The 17,232-nt window shown below is 60.1% G+C and carries 15 protein-coding genes and 1 pseudogene; 11 read left to right on the top strand and 5 right to left on the bottom strand.

The features are described from left to right. The first annotated feature begins 57 nt into the window (after positions 1-57). Entirely contained in the window at positions 58-960 is a 903-nt protein-coding gene (locus BMX59_RS28905; RefSeq protein WP_093128295.1) for a DMT family transporter, read from the top strand. 20 nt (positions 961-980) lie between these two features. Here BMX59_RS28905 and norR read toward each other — a convergent pair whose 3' ends face one another. Then, complete coding sequence (gene norR / locus BMX59_RS28910) at positions 981-2,504, bottom strand: nitric oxide reductase transcriptional regulator NorR (RefSeq protein ID WP_093128297.1); 1,524 nt, start codon at positions 2,502-2,504, stop codon at positions 981-983. 147 nt (positions 2,505-2,651) lie between these two features. Between norR and hmpA the strand changes: the two genes are divergently transcribed. From hmpA to BMX59_RS28955, 8 genes are all read left to right on the top strand, one after another. Continuing rightward, positions 2,652-3,833: an NO-inducible flavohemoprotein gene (gene hmpA, locus BMX59_RS28915; RefSeq protein WP_092249340.1), complete on the top strand. Its 1,182-nt coding sequence runs from the start codon at positions 2,652-2,654 to the stop codon at positions 3,831-3,833. A gap of 213 nt (positions 3,834-4,046) precedes the next feature. Further along, positions 4,047-4,553, top strand: coding sequence for a disulfide bond formation protein B (locus tag BMX59_RS28920; RefSeq protein ID WP_058426762.1), 507 nt, complete (start codon positions 4,047-4,049; stop codon positions 4,551-4,553). A gap of 791 nt (positions 4,554-5,344) precedes the next feature. Beyond that, entirely contained in the window at positions 5,345-6,286 is a 942-nt protein-coding gene (gene cyoA / locus BMX59_RS28930; protein WP_071489203.1) for a ubiquinol oxidase subunit II, read from the top strand. Between the two features lie 3 nt (positions 6,287-6,289). Beyond that, positions 6,290-8,308 (top strand): cytochrome o ubiquinol oxidase subunit I, encoded by a 2,019-nt coding sequence (gene cyoB / locus BMX59_RS28935; RefSeq protein ID WP_093128300.1) that lies wholly within the window; start codon positions 6,290-6,292, stop codon positions 8,306-8,308. Positions 8,309-8,311: 3 nt separating this feature from the next. Next, on the top strand, positions 8,312-8,938 hold the full coding sequence (locus BMX59_RS28940; protein ID WP_058426759.1) for a cytochrome o ubiquinol oxidase subunit III: 627 nt from the start codon (positions 8,312-8,314) through the stop codon (positions 8,936-8,938). After that, a complete protein-coding gene (gene cyoD, locus BMX59_RS28945) occupies positions 8,938-9,279 on the top strand; it encodes a cytochrome o ubiquinol oxidase subunit IV (protein WP_016979640.1) in 342 nt (113 codons plus the stop codon). The genes BMX59_RS28940 and cyoD overlap by 1 nt, the downstream gene beginning before the upstream one ends. An 11-nt stretch (positions 9,280-9,290) precedes the next feature. Then, the gene (gene cyoE / locus BMX59_RS28950) at positions 9,291-10,178 is read left to right on the top strand and encodes a heme o synthase (RefSeq protein ID WP_003194050.1); all 888 of its coding nucleotides are present in this window, start codon (positions 9,291-9,293) and stop codon (positions 10,176-10,178) included. A 144-nt stretch (positions 10,179-10,322) separates the two neighbouring features. Next, complete coding sequence (locus BMX59_RS28955; protein WP_093128303.1) at positions 10,323-11,408, top strand: pyoverdine biosynthesis transaminase PtaA; 1,086 nt, start codon at positions 10,323-10,325, stop codon at positions 11,406-11,408. A gap of 310 nt (positions 11,409-11,718) precedes the next feature. Here BMX59_RS28955 and BMX59_RS28960 read toward each other — a convergent pair whose 3' ends face one another. Then, positions 11,719-12,438, bottom strand: coding sequence for a hypothetical protein (locus BMX59_RS28960; RefSeq protein WP_093128306.1), 720 nt, complete (start codon positions 12,436-12,438; stop codon positions 11,719-11,721). Between the two features lie 253 nt (positions 12,439-12,691). On the opposite strand from BMX59_RS28960, the pseudogene BMX59_RS31265 reads away from it, so the two are divergent. Beyond that, positions 12,692-12,775 (top strand): annotated as a pseudogene (locus BMX59_RS31265) (hypothetical protein); the annotation flags it as partial. On the opposite strand, the gene BMX59_RS28965 reads toward BMX59_RS31265, so the two are convergent. Both BMX59_RS28965 and BMX59_RS28970 read right to left on the bottom strand, forming a co-directional pair. Continuing rightward, positions 12,772-14,019 carry a 2-aminoadipate transaminase gene (locus tag BMX59_RS28965; RefSeq protein WP_093128308.1) on the bottom strand — a complete coding sequence of 416 codons (1,248 nt, stop codon included), beginning with the start codon at positions 14,017-14,019 and terminating at the stop codon, positions 12,772-12,774. The pseudogene BMX59_RS31265 and the gene BMX59_RS28965 overlap by 4 nt on opposite strands. 83 nt (positions 14,020-14,102) lie before the next feature. Then, a complete protein-coding gene (locus tag BMX59_RS28970; RefSeq protein WP_093128311.1) occupies positions 14,103-15,002 on the bottom strand; it encodes a LysR substrate-binding domain-containing protein in 900 nt (299 codons plus the stop codon). Positions 15,003-15,146: 144 nt separating this feature from the next. Between BMX59_RS28970 and BMX59_RS28975 the strand changes: the two genes are divergently transcribed. Further along, complete coding sequence (locus tag BMX59_RS28975) at positions 15,147-16,175, top strand: amino acid ABC transporter substrate-binding protein (protein WP_093128313.1); 1,029 nt, start codon at positions 15,147-15,149, stop codon at positions 16,173-16,175. Between the two features lie 11 nt (positions 16,176-16,186). On the opposite strand, the gene BMX59_RS28980 is transcribed toward BMX59_RS28975, so the two are convergent. After that, positions 16,187-17,200, bottom strand: coding sequence for a diguanylate cyclase domain-containing protein (locus BMX59_RS28980; protein WP_092249328.1), 1,014 nt, complete (start codon positions 17,198-17,200; stop codon positions 16,187-16,189). Positions 17,201-17,232: the final 32 nt, after the last annotated feature.

The following is a 17,232-nucleotide window of genomic DNA, read 5'->3' on the forward strand; positions in this document are numbered from 1 at the left end:
TGCAAGAGCGCATCCCAGGCCGGGGGCCACACTGTGGCTCAACCGATGGAGCCCGCTATGAACCTTTCTCTGTATTTACTCACCGTGCTGATCTGGGGCACCACCTGGATCGCCCTCAAATGGCAGTTGGGCGTGGTGGCGATTCCTGTGTCCATCGTCTATCGCTTCGCCCTGGCGGCGTTGGTGCTGTTTGCGCTGTTGCTGGTGAGCCGCAGGTTGCAGGTGATGAACCGACGCGGGCACCTGATCTGTCTGGCCCAGGGGCTGTGCCTGTTTTGCGTGAACTTCATGTGCTTCCTCACGGCCAGCCAATGGATCCCCAGCGGGTTGGTGGCGGTGGTGTTTTCCACGGCCACGCTGTGGAACGCGCTGAACGCCCGGGTGTTTTTTGGCCAGCGGGTGGCGCGCAATGTGTTGATGGGCGGCGGCCTCGGTCTGGCGGGGTTGGGCCTGCTGTTCTGGCCGGAGCTGGTGGGGCACACCGCCAGCCCGCAGACCTTGCTTGGCCTGGGCTTGGCGTTGCTGGGGACGATGTGCTTCTCGGCCGGCAATATGCTGTCCAGCCTGCAGCAGAAGGCCGGGCTCAAGCCGCTGACTACCAATGCCTGGGGGATGGCCTATGGATCGGCGATGCTGGCGGCTTACTGCGCGGTGCGCGGGATTCCCTTCGAGATGGACTGGAGTGCGCGCTACATCGGTGCGCTGGGGTACCTGGTGATTCCAGGTTCGGTGATCGGCTTTACCGCGTACCTGACGCTGGTCGGGCGCATGGGGCCGGAACGTGCGGCCTATTGCACCGTGCTGTTCCCGGTGGTGGCGCTGAATGTGTCGGCGTTTGCCGAGGGGTATCAGTGGACCGCACCGGCGTTGGCGGGGTTGGTGCTGGTGATGCTGGGCAATGTGCTGGTGTTTCGTAAGCCCAAGCCAGCGAGCCCGGCCTTCAAGGCAAAAGCCATCTAAAAATGTGGGAGGTGCCTGGGTTATTTGAGGCCCAGGCGCTTGGCCATCCGCCCGAGGTTGGCACGGTCCAGGCCCAGTTCGCGGGCGGCACTGGCCCAGTTGTGCTGGTGGCGTTCCAGGCAGGCGCTGATGATCTGGCGCTGAAAGTGTTCGGTGGCCTGGCGCAGGTCGCCGGTCACCGGGGCGACCGCCTCGGAGGATTCTTCAACCAGCGGTGCGCTGACATCGGGCAGGTCCAGGTCCTGGGCGTTCAGGCTGAGAATCTTCGGACGCTCGCGACAGTTACCCAGCGCCTTGAGTGCGCTGCGTCCGATCAAGTGTTCCAGCTCCCGCACATTGCCCGGCCAGTTATAGGCCAACAGTGCCGCCTGGGCATCGCTGGTCAGGCGCAGGCTGCCCAGGCCCATGCGCGAGCGGTTCTGCTCCAGGAAGAAACCGGCCAGCAGCAACACATCGCGTCCGCGCTCACGCAGCGCCGGGACCTGCAGCGGGTACACACTGAGGCGGTGGTAGAAGTCGGCGCGGTAGCGACCGTTGCGTACCTCGTCGGCCAGGTCGCGGTTGGTGGCGGCGATCAGGCGCACATCGACCTGGTGTTCCTTGTCCGAGCCCAGGCGTTGCAGCTGGCCGCTTTGCAAAACGCGCAGCAGCTTGGCCTGTACGGTCAGTGATAGTTCGCCCACTTCATCCAGGAACAGCGTGCCGCCGTTGGCCAGTTCGAACTTGCCACGACGTTCGTTCAACGCGCCGGTAAAGGCGCCGCGTACGTGGCCGAACAACTCGCTCTCCACCAGGGTTTCCGGCAGGGCGGCGCAGTTGAGGCTGATCAGCGGTTTGTCGGCGCGGGTTGAGGCGGCGTGGATGGCCTGGGCCACCAGCTCCTTGCCCACGCCGGTTTCACCGGTGATCAGCACGGTGAGGTCGCTGCCGCCCACCAGCTTGATTTCCTCGACCAGGCGCTTGTGGGGTTTGCTCTGGCCGATCATTTCCTTGTGCTGTTGGCCGCTGGCCTCGCGGTAGATTTCGGCGCGCAGGACCAAGTGTTCGATACGTTCGGCGACGTTCACGGTGGCGGCAGCGAGACTGGCGAACGCCTGCAGGGCGTCCAGTTCCACGCGTTCGAAACGCTCGGTATCGAGGGCGTCCAGCGTCAGCAGGCCCCAGGGCTGGTCGTCGACGAACAGCGGGCAACCCATGCAATCGTGTACTTCCAGGTGCCCGTGCAAACCATCGACCAGACCGTCGTAGGGGTCGGGTAATTCGCTGTCGCTGTCAAAACGCGTGGGGCCGGGGCTGCCGAGCAGCACGGCAAAGCGCGGATGCTCGCTGACCTTGAAGCGCCGACCCAAGGTGTCGGCGCTGAGCCCGTCCACCGCCAGCGGCACCAGCCACTCGCCGTCCAGGCGCAACAGCGCGGCGGCGTCGCAGGGCAACAGGGCGCGCATGGCTTGCAGCAGGCGGCGGTAACGTTCGCCCTCGGGCAGTTCGCGGGACAGGTCGGCGACCAGGGGCAGCAGGGTGGTGAGCAGCGATTGCGCAGTCATAATGACTCCTTGTAGTCCTAATGACTATAAGCTGTAGGAGGTCATACTGACTACATATTAATTAACTCATTGAAAATAAACGGATTCTTTGTTGGCACGAATACTGAGTAGATAAAGACAATCAGTAAAGAAGCCCAGGAGGCTCCCATGCTTAGTGCCCAAGACCGTGCCATCGTCAAATCCACCGTGCCCCTGCTGGAAAGCGGCGGTGAAGCGCTGATCACCCATTTCTACCGCATGATGCTGTCCGAGTACCCGGAAGTCCGCCCGCTGTTCAACCAGGCTCACCAGGCCAGCGGCGACCAGCCCCGTGCCCTGGCCAATGGCGTGTTGATGTACGCGCGACATATCGACCAGCTCGACCAGTTGGGCGACCTGGTGGCCAAGATCATCAACAAGCACGTGGCCCTGCAGATCCTGCCGGAGCATTACCCGATCGTCGGTGCCTGCCTGCTGCGTGCGATTTGCGAAGTGCTGGGCAGCGAGATTGCCACCCCTGAAGTCATGAGTGCCTGGGGCGCGGCCTACGGCCAACTGGCGGATATCCTGATCGGCGCCGAAGCTGCGATCTACGCCGAAAAAGCCCAGGCACCCGGTGGCTGGCGGGGGGCGCGGCCGTTTATCGTGGTCAAGCGCGTGGTCGAGAGCGACGAGATCATCTCCTTCTACTTTGCCCCTGTGGACAATGGCCCGATCCTCGCGGCCGCGCCGGGCCAGTACATCGGCATGAAGCTGGTGCTCGACGGTGAGGAAGTGCGCCGCAACTACTCCCTGTCGGCGTTGACCGATAGCGGGATGTATCGCATCAGCGTCAAGCGCGAAGCGGGTGGTCGGGTGTCCAACTACCTGCACGACCAAGTGCATGTCGGTGCGACCATCGACCTGTTCACGCCGTCGGGCGAGTTCACCCTGGCGGCCAGCGATAAGCCGCTGGTACTGATCAGCGGCGGGGTAGGGATCACACCCACCCTGCCAATGCTCGAAGCCGCCCTGGCCACCGAGCGCCCGGTGCACTTTATCCACTGTGCACGTAACGGCGGCGTACATGCGTTTCGTGACTGGGTGGACGCCCTGGCGGCGAAGCATCCGCAACTCAAGCGCTTCTACTGCTACACCGAAGACGATGGGGTGAGCCCTGCGGCGGACAAGGTGGGTTTGCTCAGCCAGGAACAACTGGCCGCCTGGCTGCCCGAGCAGCGCGACCTGGACGCCTACTTCCTCGGCCCTAAAGGCTTCATGGTCGCGATCAAGCGCCACCTCAAGGCCCTGGGCGTGCCTGAGCAGCAAAGCCGCTACGAATTCTTTGGCCCGGCTGCGGCGCTGGAATAGGGTTTAGCCGATACACCGGGTCGGCATCATCGCGGGCAAGCCCGGCTCCCACAGGGGATCGCATTCCTCTGTGGGAGCCGGGCTTGCCCGCGATGGCGTCCGCCCCGTCACAACATTTCTCTGGATTAATCCGCTGTTAACCCCCCTCTGTTTAAACGGTGGCCTGTGTGTAAACTTGCGCCCATTGGCACAACCAAACAAAGGGATACGGGGATGAGTGACGAATTGCGTTTAGGCAGGGAGCGGCGCTTTCTGGTGTTGCTGGGCATCATCTGCCTGGCGTTGATCGGCGGTGCGTTGTACATGCAGGTGGTACTCGGCGAGGCGCCATGCCCGCTGTGCATCCTGCAACGCTATGCCTTGCTGTTGATCGCGATCTTCGCGTTCATCGGCGCGGCCATGCGTAAAAAAGGTGCGATCACGCTGTTCGAAGGCCTGGTAGTGCTCAGCGCCCTTGGCGGTGTCGCCGCCGCCGGTCATCACGTGTACACCCAGTTCTTCCCCCAGGTCAGTTGCGGCATCGATGTACTGCAACCGATCGTCGATGACCTGCCGCTGGCCAAGGTGTTCCCCCTGGGCTTCCAGGTCGATGGCTTCTGCAGCACACCGTACCCGCCCGTACTGGGGCTTTCCCTGGCGCAATGGGCATTGGTGGCCTTCGTGCTGACCGTGATCCTGGTACCGCTGGGCATCTATCGCAATCGCCAGCGCAAAGCCTGAATCATTCACTCAAACGCCCCGGCGCTTCTTCATGAAGGCCGGGGCGTTTTTGCGTGTGGGAATTTGTGAACGGAACGTGACGCCGGACAATTTTGGGTGCGCGCAGTGTGCGACATGTTGTCACACGGAAGCCGCCGCAGGACGATTCTGACCCGCCGAACACCCGCTTAAATTTGCATAAAACCGCCAAGATGTGCTGTCAGTTCGTGGTGCTGGGAGGGCCGCGCACCTCGCGCCGCGCCAGGGATTTGGTGATGTCCGAATGCCTTGTTTTATGGGGGGTTGCATCGGTTTGGCAGCCCCTTACACGCGGTAAGGGGGGCGGCAGGCTGCCCTATAACACGGCAATTTTTGTGGTTTTTGTTGAGAATCGAACACGATAAGATCGCGAACCGTTGCAATAATGGTGAAGGATTATTGCTGTAATCGATAAAAATTATTTCTTTATAAGACATGGTTTATACATCGCTAGCTAACTACAATCGCCCGCACTGAATGTCCGGTGCTGTTCAATATTTGAGCACTGGAGCGGTCGAAGGGCAGATGGACGGCTCTGTGCGACCCCAAGGTTCCGGCAGCCTTTCAACTATCCGCACCAAATGGAATTGGTCTGTAACAAGGCCTTTAACCACGAAATCGAATAAGAACTCACCGCAGGTCCGTGAAACGTTCCCTTATGACGTGATGGGCAGGCTCTTATTCAATCGAAGAGAAATGCCAACCCTTGGCAGGGTGAAGTGTTGGCGATCAAAACCCAACTGCATTGCGCAAGCTGCTTTAGAGGTCGTGAGATGAGTAAAAACAGGTACCCCCGATTACTAGGCTTTTTGCCGCTGCTTGGCATGATGTTAATGCTGGGAGGCTGCAAGTGGACCTTGATGGACCCGAAAGGACAGATCGGTCTGGATCAACGAAACCTGATCATCACCGCCACCCTGCTGATGCTGCTGGTCGTGGTTCCTGTGATCATCATGACCTTCGCCTTCGCCTGGAAATACCGCGCGTCGAACACCAGCGCGACCTACGCGCCGAAGTGGTCGCACTCCACCAAGATCGAAATCGCGGTGTGGCTGGTCCCGATCCTCATCATCATCGCCCTGGGTTACATCACCTATAAGTCGACCCACGAGCTGGACCCGTACCGTCCGCTGGAGTCCGACGTCAAGCCGATCAACATCGAAGTGGTCGCGCTGGACTGGAAGTGGCTGTTCATCTACCCAGACCTGGGTATCGCCACGGTCAACGAGATCAAGTTCCCCGAGCACACCCCGCTCAACTTCCGGATCACCTCCGACGCCGTGATGAACTCGTTCTTCATCCCTGCCCTGGGTGGCCAGATCTACGCGATGGCAGGCATGCAGACCCGCCTGCACCTGATCGCCAACGAAAAAGCTGAAATGGAAGGCATCTCCGCGAACTACAGCGGCGCTGGCTTCACCGGCATGAAATTCAAAGCGATCTCGACGAGCCAGGAAGATTTCAACGCCTGGGTAGCCGAAGTCAAGGCCGCACCTAAACAGCTTGATCAAGCTGAATACGATGCCCTGACCAAACCGAGCCAGAACAACCCAGTCGCCCTGTACTCCGCGTATGAGCCGAACCTGTTTCAGAAAATCGTCGACAAGTACGAAGGTATGAAGCCAGGCAAGCCGGTCAAGCACGAGAAGAAAGAAGTGGCCGTGGTTGAAGGTTCTGACACGGGCTCGCATTCAACTGCTGGGGCAGAGGAGTAAACGATGTTTGGTAAATTAAGTTGGGATGCGGTCCCGTTCCACGAGCCGATCGTGATGGTGACCATCGCCATGATCGCGCTGGGTGGTCTGGCACTGTTTGCAGCAATCACTTATTTCAAGAAGTGGACCTACCTGTGGACCGAGTGGCTGACGTCCGTCGACCACAAGAAAATCGGCGTCATGTACGTCATCGTTGCCATGGTCATGCTGCTGCGTGGTTTTGCCGACGCCATCATGATGCGTACCCAGTTGGCCATGGCCACCGAGGGTTCGCCTGGCTACCTGCCACCTGAACACTATGACCAGATCTTCACCGCCCACGGTGTGATCATGATCATCTTCATGGCAATGCCATTCTTCACCGGCCTGATGAACCTTGCCTTGCCGCTGCAGATCGGTGCCCGTGACGTTGCCTACCCGTTCCTGAACTCCCTGAGCTTCTGGCTGCTGGTTTCCGGTGTTGTGCTGATCAACGTGTCCCTGGGCGTCGGCGAATTCGCCAAGACCGGTTGGGTTGCGTATCCGCCATTGTCGGGTATCCAGTACAGCCCGGGCGTGGGTGTGGACTACTACATCTGGGCGCTACAGTTATCAGGGCTCGGGACGACATTGACGGGGGTCAACTTCCTGGCCACCGTCCTGAAAATGCGCGCCCCTGGCATGAAACTGATGGACATGCCGATCTTCACCTGGACCTGCACCTGGGCCAACGTCCTGATCGTGGCTTCGTTCCCGATCCTGGCCGCTACCATGGCGCTGCTGTCGCTTGACCGTTACCTGGATTTCCACATTTTCACCAACGAACTTGGTGGCAATCCAATGATGTACGTGAACCTGTTCTGGGCATGGGGTCACCCTGAGGTGTACATCCTGATCCTGCCAGCGTTCGGTATCTTCTCCGAAGTGATCTCGACCTTTACCGGCAAGCGCCTGTTCGGTCACCACTCGATGGTCTACGCATCGGGCGCGATCTCCGTACTGGGCTTCATGGTGTGGCTGCACCACTTCTTCACCATGGGTTCGGGCGCCAGCGTCAACGCCTTCTTCGGCCTGGCGACGATGCTGATTTCCATCCCGACGGGGGTGAAGCTATTCAACTGGCTGTTCACCATCTACCACGGCCGTCTGCGTATCACCAGCCAGGTTCTGTGGACCCTGGGCTTCATGGTGACTTTCGCCATCGGCGGCATGACCGGCGTACTGCTGGCCATCCCGGGTGCTGACTTCGTCCTGCACAACAGCCTGTTCGTGATCGCTCACTTCCACAACGTGATCATCGGCGGTGCGGTATTCGGTTACATCGCTGGTTTCAGCTTCTACTTCCCGAAAGCGTTCGGCTTCAAGCTGCACGAAGGTTGGGGCAAGGCTGCATTCTGGTTCTGGATCTCGGGCTTCTTCGTCGCGTTCATGCCGCTCTACGCCTTGGGCTTCATGGGCATGACCCGTCGTCTGAACGCCACTACCAACCCTGAGTGGGTGCCGTACCTGTACGTCGCCATGTTCGGTGCGGTGATGATCGCCGTGGGTATCGCCTGCCAGCTGATCCAGCTGTACGTGAGTATCCGTGACCGTAAGCAGAACGCTTGCGAATCCGGCGACCCATGGAATGGCCACACCCTGGAATGGTCGACTTCGTCGCCACCGCCGTTCTACAACTTCGCCGTGATCCCTACCGCGAACACCATTGATGCGTTCACCGAAGCCAAGGAAGACGGTACTGCGTACCAGCGTCCGAAGCACTACGAACCGATCCACATGCCAAACAACACCGCCACTGGCGTGGTGATGGGCGCGTTGTTGACCGTGTTCGGTTTCGCGATGATCTGGCACATCTGGTGGCTGGCAATCGTGAGCCTGGTGGGCACTATCGGTTACTTCATCATTCACGCTGCCCGTGATGATCAAGGCTACATGGTGCCGGTCGAGACGATCGAGCGCATCGAAGCCGAGCAGCACGCTCGCCTGGTAGCCGAGAAGAAGATCCCGGCCAGCCGTGTTGAAACCTCGTTGGAACAGGCTTAAACCATGTCGAACTTAGTGACCAATGCTGGACACGCCCATGTCGATGACCATGGGCACGATGACCATCACCACGACTCGGGGCCGATGACCGTTTTCGGTTTCTGGCTCTACCTGATGACCGACTGCATCTTGTTTGCGTCGATCTTCGCGGTGTACGCGGTACTGGTAAACAACGTAGCGGGTGGCCCGTCGGGCCACGACATCTTCGAACTGCCTTACGTGCTCGGCGAAACCGCCTTGCTGTTGTTCAGTTCGATCACCTACGGCTTCGCCATGTTGGCCTTCTACAAGGGCAACAAGAAAGGCGTACTGAGCTGGTTGGCCCTGACCTTCCTGTTCGGCCTGGGCTTCATCGGCATGGAGATCAACGAGTTCCACCTGCTGATCTCCGAAGGCTACGGCCCGCACCGTTCCGGCTTCCTGTCCGCGTTCTTCACGCTGGTAGGCACCCACGGTCTGCACGTGTCTGCCGGCCTGCTGTGGATGGCGGTGATGATGTATCAGGTCAATAAGCACGGCCTGACCAACACCAACAAGACTCGCCTGACCTGCCTGAGCCTGTTCTGGCACTTCCTGGACGTGGTCTGGATCTGCGTCTTCACCGTTGTTTACCTGATGGGGACTCTGTAATGGCTAATGCACACTCCCATGACCATGACAGCCATGATGCAAGCCACGGCAGCGTCAAGTCGTACGCCATCGGCTTCATCCTGTCGGTAATCCTGACGCTCATCCCGTTCGGTCTGGTGATGTACCCGACCCTGCCGAAGTCGATCACCTTGATGATCGTGCTGGCATTCGCGGTGATTCAGGTTCTGGTGCACCTGGTGTACTTCCTGCACCTGGACCGTTCCAAGGAGCAGCGCGACAACGTGGTTGCGTTCGTGTTCGCAGGGATCGTAATCGTACTGCTGGTTGGCCTGTCGATATGGATCATGTTCAGCATCCATACGTTCATGATGGCGAAGTGAGGTAAGACCCGATGTCGCTTAAGCACTTTATCCAAATCACCAAACCGGGGATCATTTTCGGTAACGTGCTTTCTGTGGCGGGCGGTTTCTTCCTGGCCTCCAAGGGACATGTCGATCTGGCCATCTTCCTGGCTGCAATGATCGGCACGTCCCTGGTGGTAGCTTCCGGATGTGTGTTCAACAACTGCATCGACCGTGACATCGATATCAAGATGGAGCGCACCAAGAATCGTGTGCTGGTCCAGGGCCTCATCTCCCTGAAACTGGCACTGATCTACGCGACCGTCCTGGGTGTTGCCGGTGTGGCGTTGTTGTACAAGGTGGCCAACCCGCTGGCGGCGCTGTTTGCCGTGATCGGTTTTGTCATCTACGTTGGCCTCTACAGCCTGTACCTCAAGCGCAAGTCGGTTCACGGCACGCTGGTGGGCAGTCTGTCGGGGGCGATGCCGCCGGTGATTGGTTATGTGGCTGTGACCAATAGCTTCGACATGGCCGCGCTGACGCTACTGGTGATGTTCAGCCTGTGGCAGATGCCGCATTCCTACGCCATCGCGATTTTCCGCTTCAACGACTACCTGGCTGCTTCGATTCCGGTATTGCCGGTAAAACGGGGTATCCAGGTCGCCAAGAAACACATCCTGCTGTACATCCTGGCCTTCCTCGTGGCGACCTTGATGTTGACCTTCAGTGGCTACGCCGGCATGAGCTACCTTGCCGTTGCCGCCGCCATGGGCATGTACTGGTTGTACATGGCCTGGACCGGCTACAAGGCGGTGGATGACACCGTCTGGGCGCGCAAGCTGTTCGTGTTCTCGATCTTCACCATCACCGCGCTGAGCGTGATGATGTCCCTGGATTTCCAAGTGCCGAAAGAGCTGCTGCTGACCTACGCTCACTGAGTGGTCCTGCAGTGAAAAAGCCCCGCCTTCGAGAGAAGCGCGGGGCTTTTTCTTGGACGGGGTTTAAATCCCCGGCTGCGTTTATCGTCATACCCCTCAGTACGTGCTGTGCGAATCCATCACCCGCCTACAAGGAGTAGCCCTATGGTCAGCGTAAGTCGTCGGTCCCTTCTCGCCCTGGGCGCCGCCCTGCCTCTGCTGGGGCGCCTCGATTGGGCGGTTGCCAGCCCGCCGCCGACCAAGACTGACAAGGTGCTGCTCAACTACAACGAAAGCCCCTATGGGCCCTCTCAGGTCGCCCGCGAAGCCATGCAGAAGGGAATCGCCACAGCCGGGCGTTATCCCTACAAACACATGTACGCCCTGGCCGGGCTGTTTGCCCAGCAGCAGGGGATTGCCGAAGAACAGGTGGCGGTATTTGCCGGCTCCATGGCTGCACTGCGCTATGCAGTGCTGGCATTCACCAGCGAGACCCGCGGTCTGGTGATGGCTACGCCATCCTACGAAGTGCCACGCCAGGCGGCGCAGGCGAACAAGGCCTCGGTCAAGGAAGTCAGCCTCAACGCCGACCACGGCCATGACATCCCGGCCATGCTCGCCGCTGACCCCCAGGCCGGCATGCTTTACCTGTGCAACCCCAACAACCCGACCGGCACCGTGACGCCCACCGACGCCATCCGCCAGGCCTTGGCACACAAACCCGAAGGCAGCGTGTTGGTGGTGGATGAGGCCTATATCGACTTCGCCGATACGCCCAGCGTGGTCAGTTGGGTCAAGGACCACGATGACCTGCTGGTGCTGCGCACCTTCTCGAAAATCTACGGCATGGCCGGCGCCCGCCTGGGCCTGGCGGTCGGTCATCCGGCGCTGCTGGAACGCCTGGCCGTGTTTGGCGGTGACAACGTCCCGGCGGGCAGCACGTTGCTGGGCGGCCTCGCCAGCCTGGAGGACGTGAAGCTGTTGCCGCAACGCAAAGCCCTCAACAATCAACTGCGTGATGAGACCGTGGCGTGGTTGAAAGGCCGGGGTTTCACCTGCACCGCGTCACAGGCCAACTGCTTCATGATCGACGTGAAGCAACCGGCGGAGCAGGTGATCGAAAAGCTGGCGGCGCAAGGTGTGATGATCGGCCGGGTGTTTAAAAGCTGGCCGCAGTGGGTACGGGTGACGGTGGGGGACAAGCAGGATATGGCGCGGTTTCGCGAGGTGTTTGCGCAGCAGGTCAGTTGACGCGACGCCGAACACATGTGGGAGCAACTGTCTTGATGACCATAACTTGGCATCCCATTCAAGGTCTTTGAAAAACCGACCCTATCTGGCTGATACCACTCCATTAAGGGCGATCACTGCAACTGTGGCGAGCGGGCTTGCCCCGCGTTGGGTTGCGAAGCGACCCTTGAAGGAGGAATGCGGTGAGTCAGGCATTCTTCGGCCGCGGGTTTCAGGGCTGCTTCGCAGCCCAACGCGGGACAAGCCCGCTCGCCACAGAGTACTTATCGCCTGTTCTACCTAAAGACCTTGAAAGGGTTGGGATTAAGGGTTACTGCTGCGCGATGCTGTACCCATCAAACGCCGTCTGCTGCTGCAACGCAGTAATCACGCTCTTGCGGTTCAAAGGCTGTTCGGCGCCGGCGTTATCCACAAAGCTCTCGACTTCCAGCTCCGCTTCATCCCCTTCACCCACAAAGCTGAAGCCCAGGAACTCGAACGCCTCACGGTCAATGTTCAGCTTCGAGCGCGGCGTGCGCAGCGGCAGGGTGACGCTGATGCCATCCTTGCTGATCACAAACACTTCGGCTTCTTTCTTCGGGCGGGATGCCTTGCTCTTGCCGGCGCTCGGGTTGCTGATGGCCTGGTGGCTCTGGTTCAGCACTTTCAACGCCAGGCCGTAGACCAGCTCCTGGAACTCGGGGTCGTCCTTGAAGCAGGACAGGATGCGGCTGATGGAGAACTGGCTGCTCAAGTTTTCCAGGGCGGCATTGTCGGCGGCCTCGGCGTCCTTGAGCTGTTTGAGCTGACCCATCAGGTCGTAGGCCTTGTCGTCGTCGAAGGCATCGTGGGCCTGACGGATGGCCACGCGCAGTTCGCGGATCTGGTCGCTTTCCTTGGAGGTGTGGAACGCGTCCAGCACCATCTCGCTGATGATCTTGGCGGCGGGCAGATGCTGTGAAAGATTGATGGCGTTTTCGTATTCGGCTTTGGCGTGCAAGGCGACGACGGATTCTTCGGTGGCGGATTGTTCGGTGTAAGAATCGGACATTGAAATTTCACTACTTCAGTAAACGAGGACAAAAAAGCGTCGGGCATTTTCAGGGGGGAGGGAGGTCAGGTCAAGGCAGCACACTGCCTTTGAGGTTGCGCTGATCCATATCAAGTGGCTGCTTGGGGAATTTCGCGACAACAAGCCTGGGGCTTGGCTGGCCCTGGTGATCTGCCTGATGACGCATAAAAACAATTGCACACCTGAACCGAGGAGACCACTCCAGGTCAGGTTTTAAAGAAATATTGCGATGTTCTCGGGTCAACCGCGCCCGGACTTCCCCGACACGGTCAAGGACTGGCCGAACGGCGGCAGGCCCGTGGATGCGCGCTACTAGTCCAACTGCTTGAGGCAGGCCTCAAGGATATCCAGGCCTTCCTCCAGTACTACGGGTTCGATGGTCAGCGGCGCAAGCAAACGGATGATGTGCCGCGACTTGCCGCTGGGCATCAGCAACAACCCGGCGCCCCGCGCCAGGCCCAATAGTTGAGCGAGCTGTTGCGGTGCGGGTGTGCCGTCGGCGTTGGCCAACTCGATGCCGCGCATAGCACCGACACCGGTCAGGCGGCCCAGGTATGGCAAGCCTTGCGCGCGCCAGCTCTCATAGCGGCTGACGATGGCGTGTTGCTGCTGTGCGCCCCAGGCGTGCAGGTGTTCGTCGGTCATCGCATCCAGCGTGGCCAAGGCCGCCGCACACGCGATGGGGTTGCCGGAATAGGTCCCACCCAAACCGCCTTTGGGCAGGTTGTCCATCAGCGCCTTGCGCCCGACCACGGCGCCCAGCGGCACTCCACCGGCGATGCTTTTGCCGAGCAGGATCAAGTCCGGTTCGATACTCAGCCGCGAAAAGGCAAAGCGCTGGCCGGTACGGCCAAAGCCTGACTGGATTTCATCGGCAATCAGCAGGATGTTGTGTTCATCGCAAAAGCGTCGCAGCGCCTGGGCAAACTCAACGTCCAGCGCAAGAAAACCGCCTTCGCCCTGCACCGGCTCGATGATGAAACAGGCCACATCGTTGACATCGATTTCCACGCTGAACAGGCGCTCCATGGCCTTCAACGCCTCGGCGCAGCTCACGCCGTTGTCGGCACTCGGGTAGGGCAGGTGATACACCGGACCCGGCAGCACACCGACCTTCTGTTTGTAGGGCGCTACCTTGCCGTTGAGGTTGAGCGTGGCCAGCGTGCGGCCGTGGAAGGCGCCGTCGAAGGCGATCACCGCCGTGCGGCCAGTGGCGCCGCGTACGATCTTCAGGGCGTTTTCCGCGGCTTCCGCACCGCTGTTGGTGAGCATGCCGCTGACTGGGTAGGTCACCGGGATGAATGTGGTCAGCCGCGCCATCAGTTCGATGTAGGGTGTGTGCGGGGCGGCGTTGAACGCGTAGTGCGTCAACCGGGTGGCTTGGTCACGAATCGCCTCGACCACGCCCGGGTGGCAATGACCGAGGTTGAGCACACCGATGCCGCCGACAAAATCGATGTAGCGTTTGCCAGTGGTGTCCCAGACTTCGGCGTTCTTACCGTGGCTGAGGCTGATGGGGTGAACGATGGAAATCGACTGGCTGATGGTTTCGTGGCTCATGAATCGCAGACTCGGCAGTGACGGGCGTCTTTTTATCTAAGCCGGGCACCTACCCTCGTCGCAAACGAAATAAAGTCGCCGGGTCATGACTGAAAATCGCGATGTGCGCCTACATAGTCGACCATCCAGTTCAGGAAAGCCTTCACCTTGGGAATCTCGCCGGCATGTTCGGCATGGGCAATAAAGTGCGCGCCGCTGCTGGGCATCGCATAGTCCCATGGAATCATCAGGCTGCCCTGGGCCAGTTCTTCGGCCACCAGGTACTGCGGCACCAACGCGACGCCGTAGCCCGATTGCGCCGCACGAATGCACATGTAGAACGTGTCGAAGCGCGGCCCGTGGTAGCTGTTCTGCGAGTGCAGGCCCTGCTCCAGGAACCACTCATGCCAGGCCTCCGGGCGCGAGGTGCATTGCAGCAGGGTGTGACGTGACGAAGCATCACTGCCTTCGGCGACAAAACCCGGCGCACACACCGGCACCACCGCCTCACGGAACAGCTCGATGCAGGTCGCTCCCGGCCATGAACCCTGGCCGAAGAAAAACGCGATATCTGCCTTGGCCTGCAACACATCGAACGGCTCCAGCTCGTTGCGCACGTCCAGGTGGATGTTCGGATGCTTCGCTGCAAAATCCTTGAGCTTGGGCACCAGCCAGCGGTCGCCGAAGGTCGGCTGGGTGGCGATGCGCAGCACTTCGGTCTCGCCGCCGTAGGTGAGGATGTAGCGGCTGGAGATGTCCACCTGTGTGAGGATTTTGTGCACTTCGGCCAGGTACAGCGACCCGGCCGGCGACAGGTACAAACGCTGGCGCACCCGGTCGAACAGGTTGTGGCATAGCATCTCTTCCAACTGCGCGACCTGTTTGCTCACCGCACTCTGGGTCAGGTGCAGCTCTTCGGCGGCACGGGTAAAGCTCAAGTGGCGGGCGGCTGCCTCGAAGCATTGCAGGGCAGTCATCGAAGGGGTCAAGCGTTTTGAAATCATGCACTTCATTCCAAATCGGAAGGAGCCTTTGCCTAAAGGTCGTTTGTGGCAGCGGCGCAAAGCCGTTGATACTGCCCGGCAGCACTATAAACCGGCGCGGGCTGCACGACGCCGAATAATAAGGAATGACAGGGAGAGCCTTGCATGAACCCATTCAAAACCACCTTGGCCGTGATCGGCGCCACCGCTACATTGGGCCTGGCGAGCAGCGCGCAGGCGGGCGTGACCCTGGACGCCATCCAGAAGAAAGGCTTCATCCAGTGCGGTGTCAGCGACGGCCTGCCGGGTTTTGGCGTACCGGACAGCACGGGCAAGATGACCGGTATCGATGTGGACGTGTGCCATGCGGTGGCGGCGGCGGTCTTCGGCGACGCATCGAAAGTGAAGTTCACCCAGTTGACCGCCAAGGAGCGCTTCACCGCACTGCAATCCGGAGAAATTGACCTGATCTCGCGCAACACCACCTGGACCAGCTCCCGCGATTCGGGCATGGGCCTGGTGTTCACCGGCGTGACCTACTACGACGGCATCGGCTTTCTGGTGAACAACAAACTTGGCGTTACCGGCGCCAGGCAGTTGGACGGCGCGACCGTGTGTATCCAGGCCGGCACCACCACCGAGCTGAACGTCTCGGATTACTTCCGCACCCACGGCATGAAGTACACGCCGATCACCTTCGACACCGCCGACGAAAGCGCCAAGGGCCTGGAAGCCGGGCGCTGCGACGTGCTGACCACCGACCAGTCGGGTCTGTACGCCCAGCGCATCAAGATGGCCCACCCGGACGAGTTCGTGGTGTTGCCGGAAGTGATCTCCAAGGAACCTTTGGGGCCGTTGGTGCGTAAAGGCGATGATGAGTGGTTCAGCATCGTCAAGTGGACCTTGTTCGCCATGCTCAATGCCGAGGAAATGGGCATCACCTCGCAGAACGTCGAGGAGCAGGCCAAGAGCAGCAAGAACCCGGATGTTGCCCGGTTGCTGGGAGCTGATGGCGAGTACGGCAAGGACCTCAAGCTGCGCAAGGATTGGGTGGTGCAGATCGTCAAGCAGGTGGGTAATTACGGCGAGGTGTTCGAGCGCAACATCGGCCAGGGCAGCGTGCTGAAGATCAAGCGCGGGCTCAATGCGCTATGGAACAACGGCGGCATCCAGTACGCACCGCCGGTTCGATAGCACGGGGGCTGTTATTCAGATACTCCATCTTTTCCCGCCGCTTTGGCGCGGTACAACGCCTGGTCGGCACGCGCCATCAGCGCGGCGGGGGACTCATCCTGTTCGCGCTCGGCTACACCCAGGCTCAAGGTGACTCTGAAGTCGCCGCCGTGCGAGCTGTGTTTCAATTGCTGGCGGATGCTCTTTGCCAGTGCCTTCGCACTGTCCAGCGAGGTCTTGGGCAGGACCAGCACAAACTCGTCGCCGCCCCATCGGGCCAACAGATCCCCACGGCGAATACAGCGTTGCAGGCATTCCACTACCTGCACCAGCGTCTGATCGCCCACGCCATGACCGAAACGGTCATTGATCGGCTTGAAGTCATCGATATCCATCGCGATCAGCGTCAGCGGCAGGCGAAAGCGTTGGGCGCGCTCGCATTCTTCCAGCAGCACTTTCTCCAGGCGGTAGCGGTTGGCGACCAGGGTCAGGGCATCCCGTTCGGCCAGCGAGCGGTTTTCATCCAGCTGTAGCTGCAACTGCTGGTTGACCCGCGACAGCTCGCGTGTGCGCTCGGCCACCAGCGCCTCAAGGGATTGATTGCGTCTTTCCAACTGTTCGACGGAGCATTTTCGCAGATGAATGTTGCGATGGGCGCCCACCATCCTTGCGACCGAGCCGTCGGCGTTACGCGCAATCACGTAGCCACGGTCTTCGATCCACAAGTAGCTGCCGTCTTTTTTGCGACAGCGGTACTCGGCCTGGTAGTAAGGGGCACGCCGGTGGATGTAATCGTCAAACAACTTCATCACTTGGGCATAGTCGTCCGGGTGAATTACGCTTTCCCAGGTGAATACACTGTTCTCCAGCGCGTGGCGGGGATAACCCAGCATTTCGTACCAGCCTGGGTTGCGGTAGACGAACCCGGTGTTGGCGTTCCAGTCCCAGATCCCGTCGCTGACCAACTCCAGCACGGTGTGCAGCATGTCGGCGTTGAAGTGAGAGAAGTCCTGTTCCAACGGGTTGTTGTCGGAGTTATCGACCATGTGCGCATTCCTTGCCTGAGCAGGCCTCAAGG

This window comes from Pseudomonas sp. NFR09 (assembly GCF_900111535.1).
Classification (GTDB): Bacteria; Pseudomonadota; Gammaproteobacteria; order Pseudomonadales; family Pseudomonadaceae; genus Aquipseudomonas; species Aquipseudomonas extremorientalis.

Bases quoted from the DNA above. Each gene is read 5' to 3' on its own strand.
- BMX59_RS28905 (WP_093128295.1), top strand. From the start codon at position 58: ATGAACCTTTCTCTGTATTTACTCACCGTGCTGATCTGGGGCACCACC.
- norR (WP_093128297.1), bottom strand. From the start codon at position 2,504: ATGACTGCGCAATCGCTGCTCACCACCCTGCTGCCCCTGGTCGCCGAC.
- hmpA (WP_092249340.1), top strand. From the start codon at position 2,652: ATGCTTAGTGCCCAAGACCGTGCCATCGTCAAATCCACCGTGCCCCTG.
- BMX59_RS28920 (WP_058426762.1), top strand. From the start codon at position 4,047: ATGAGTGACGAATTGCGTTTAGGCAGGGAGCGGCGCTTTCTGGTGTTG.
- cyoA (WP_071489203.1), top strand. From the start codon at position 5,345: ATGAGTAAAAACAGGTACCCCCGATTACTAGGCTTTTTGCCGCTGCTT.
- cyoB (WP_093128300.1), top strand. From the start codon at position 6,290: ATGTTTGGTAAATTAAGTTGGGATGCGGTCCCGTTCCACGAGCCGATC.
- BMX59_RS28940 (WP_058426759.1), top strand. From the start codon at position 8,312: ATGTCGAACTTAGTGACCAATGCTGGACACGCCCATGTCGATGACCAT.
- cyoD (WP_016979640.1), top strand. From the start codon at position 8,938: ATGGCTAATGCACACTCCCATGACCATGACAGCCATGATGCAAGCCAC.
- cyoE (WP_003194050.1), top strand. From the start codon at position 9,291: ATGTCGCTTAAGCACTTTATCCAAATCACCAAACCGGGGATCATTTTC.
- BMX59_RS28955 (WP_093128303.1), top strand. From the start codon at position 10,323: ATGGTCAGCGTAAGTCGTCGGTCCCTTCTCGCCCTGGGCGCCGCCCTG.
- BMX59_RS28960 (WP_093128306.1), bottom strand. From the start codon at position 12,438: ATGTCCGATTCTTACACCGAACAATCCGCCACCGAAGAATCCGTCGTC.
- BMX59_RS28965 (WP_093128308.1), bottom strand. From the start codon at position 14,019: ATGAGCCACGAAACCATCAGCCAGTCGATTTCCATCGTTCACCCCATC.
- BMX59_RS28970 (WP_093128311.1), bottom strand. From the start codon at position 15,002: ATGATTTCAAAACGCTTGACCCCTTCGATGACTGCCCTGCAATGCTTC.
- BMX59_RS28975 (WP_093128313.1), top strand. From the start codon at position 15,147: ATGAACCCATTCAAAACCACCTTGGCCGTGATCGGCGCCACCGCTACA.
- BMX59_RS28980 (WP_092249328.1), bottom strand. From the start codon at position 17,200: ATGGTCGATAACTCCGACAACAACCCGTTGGAACAGGACTTCTCTCAC.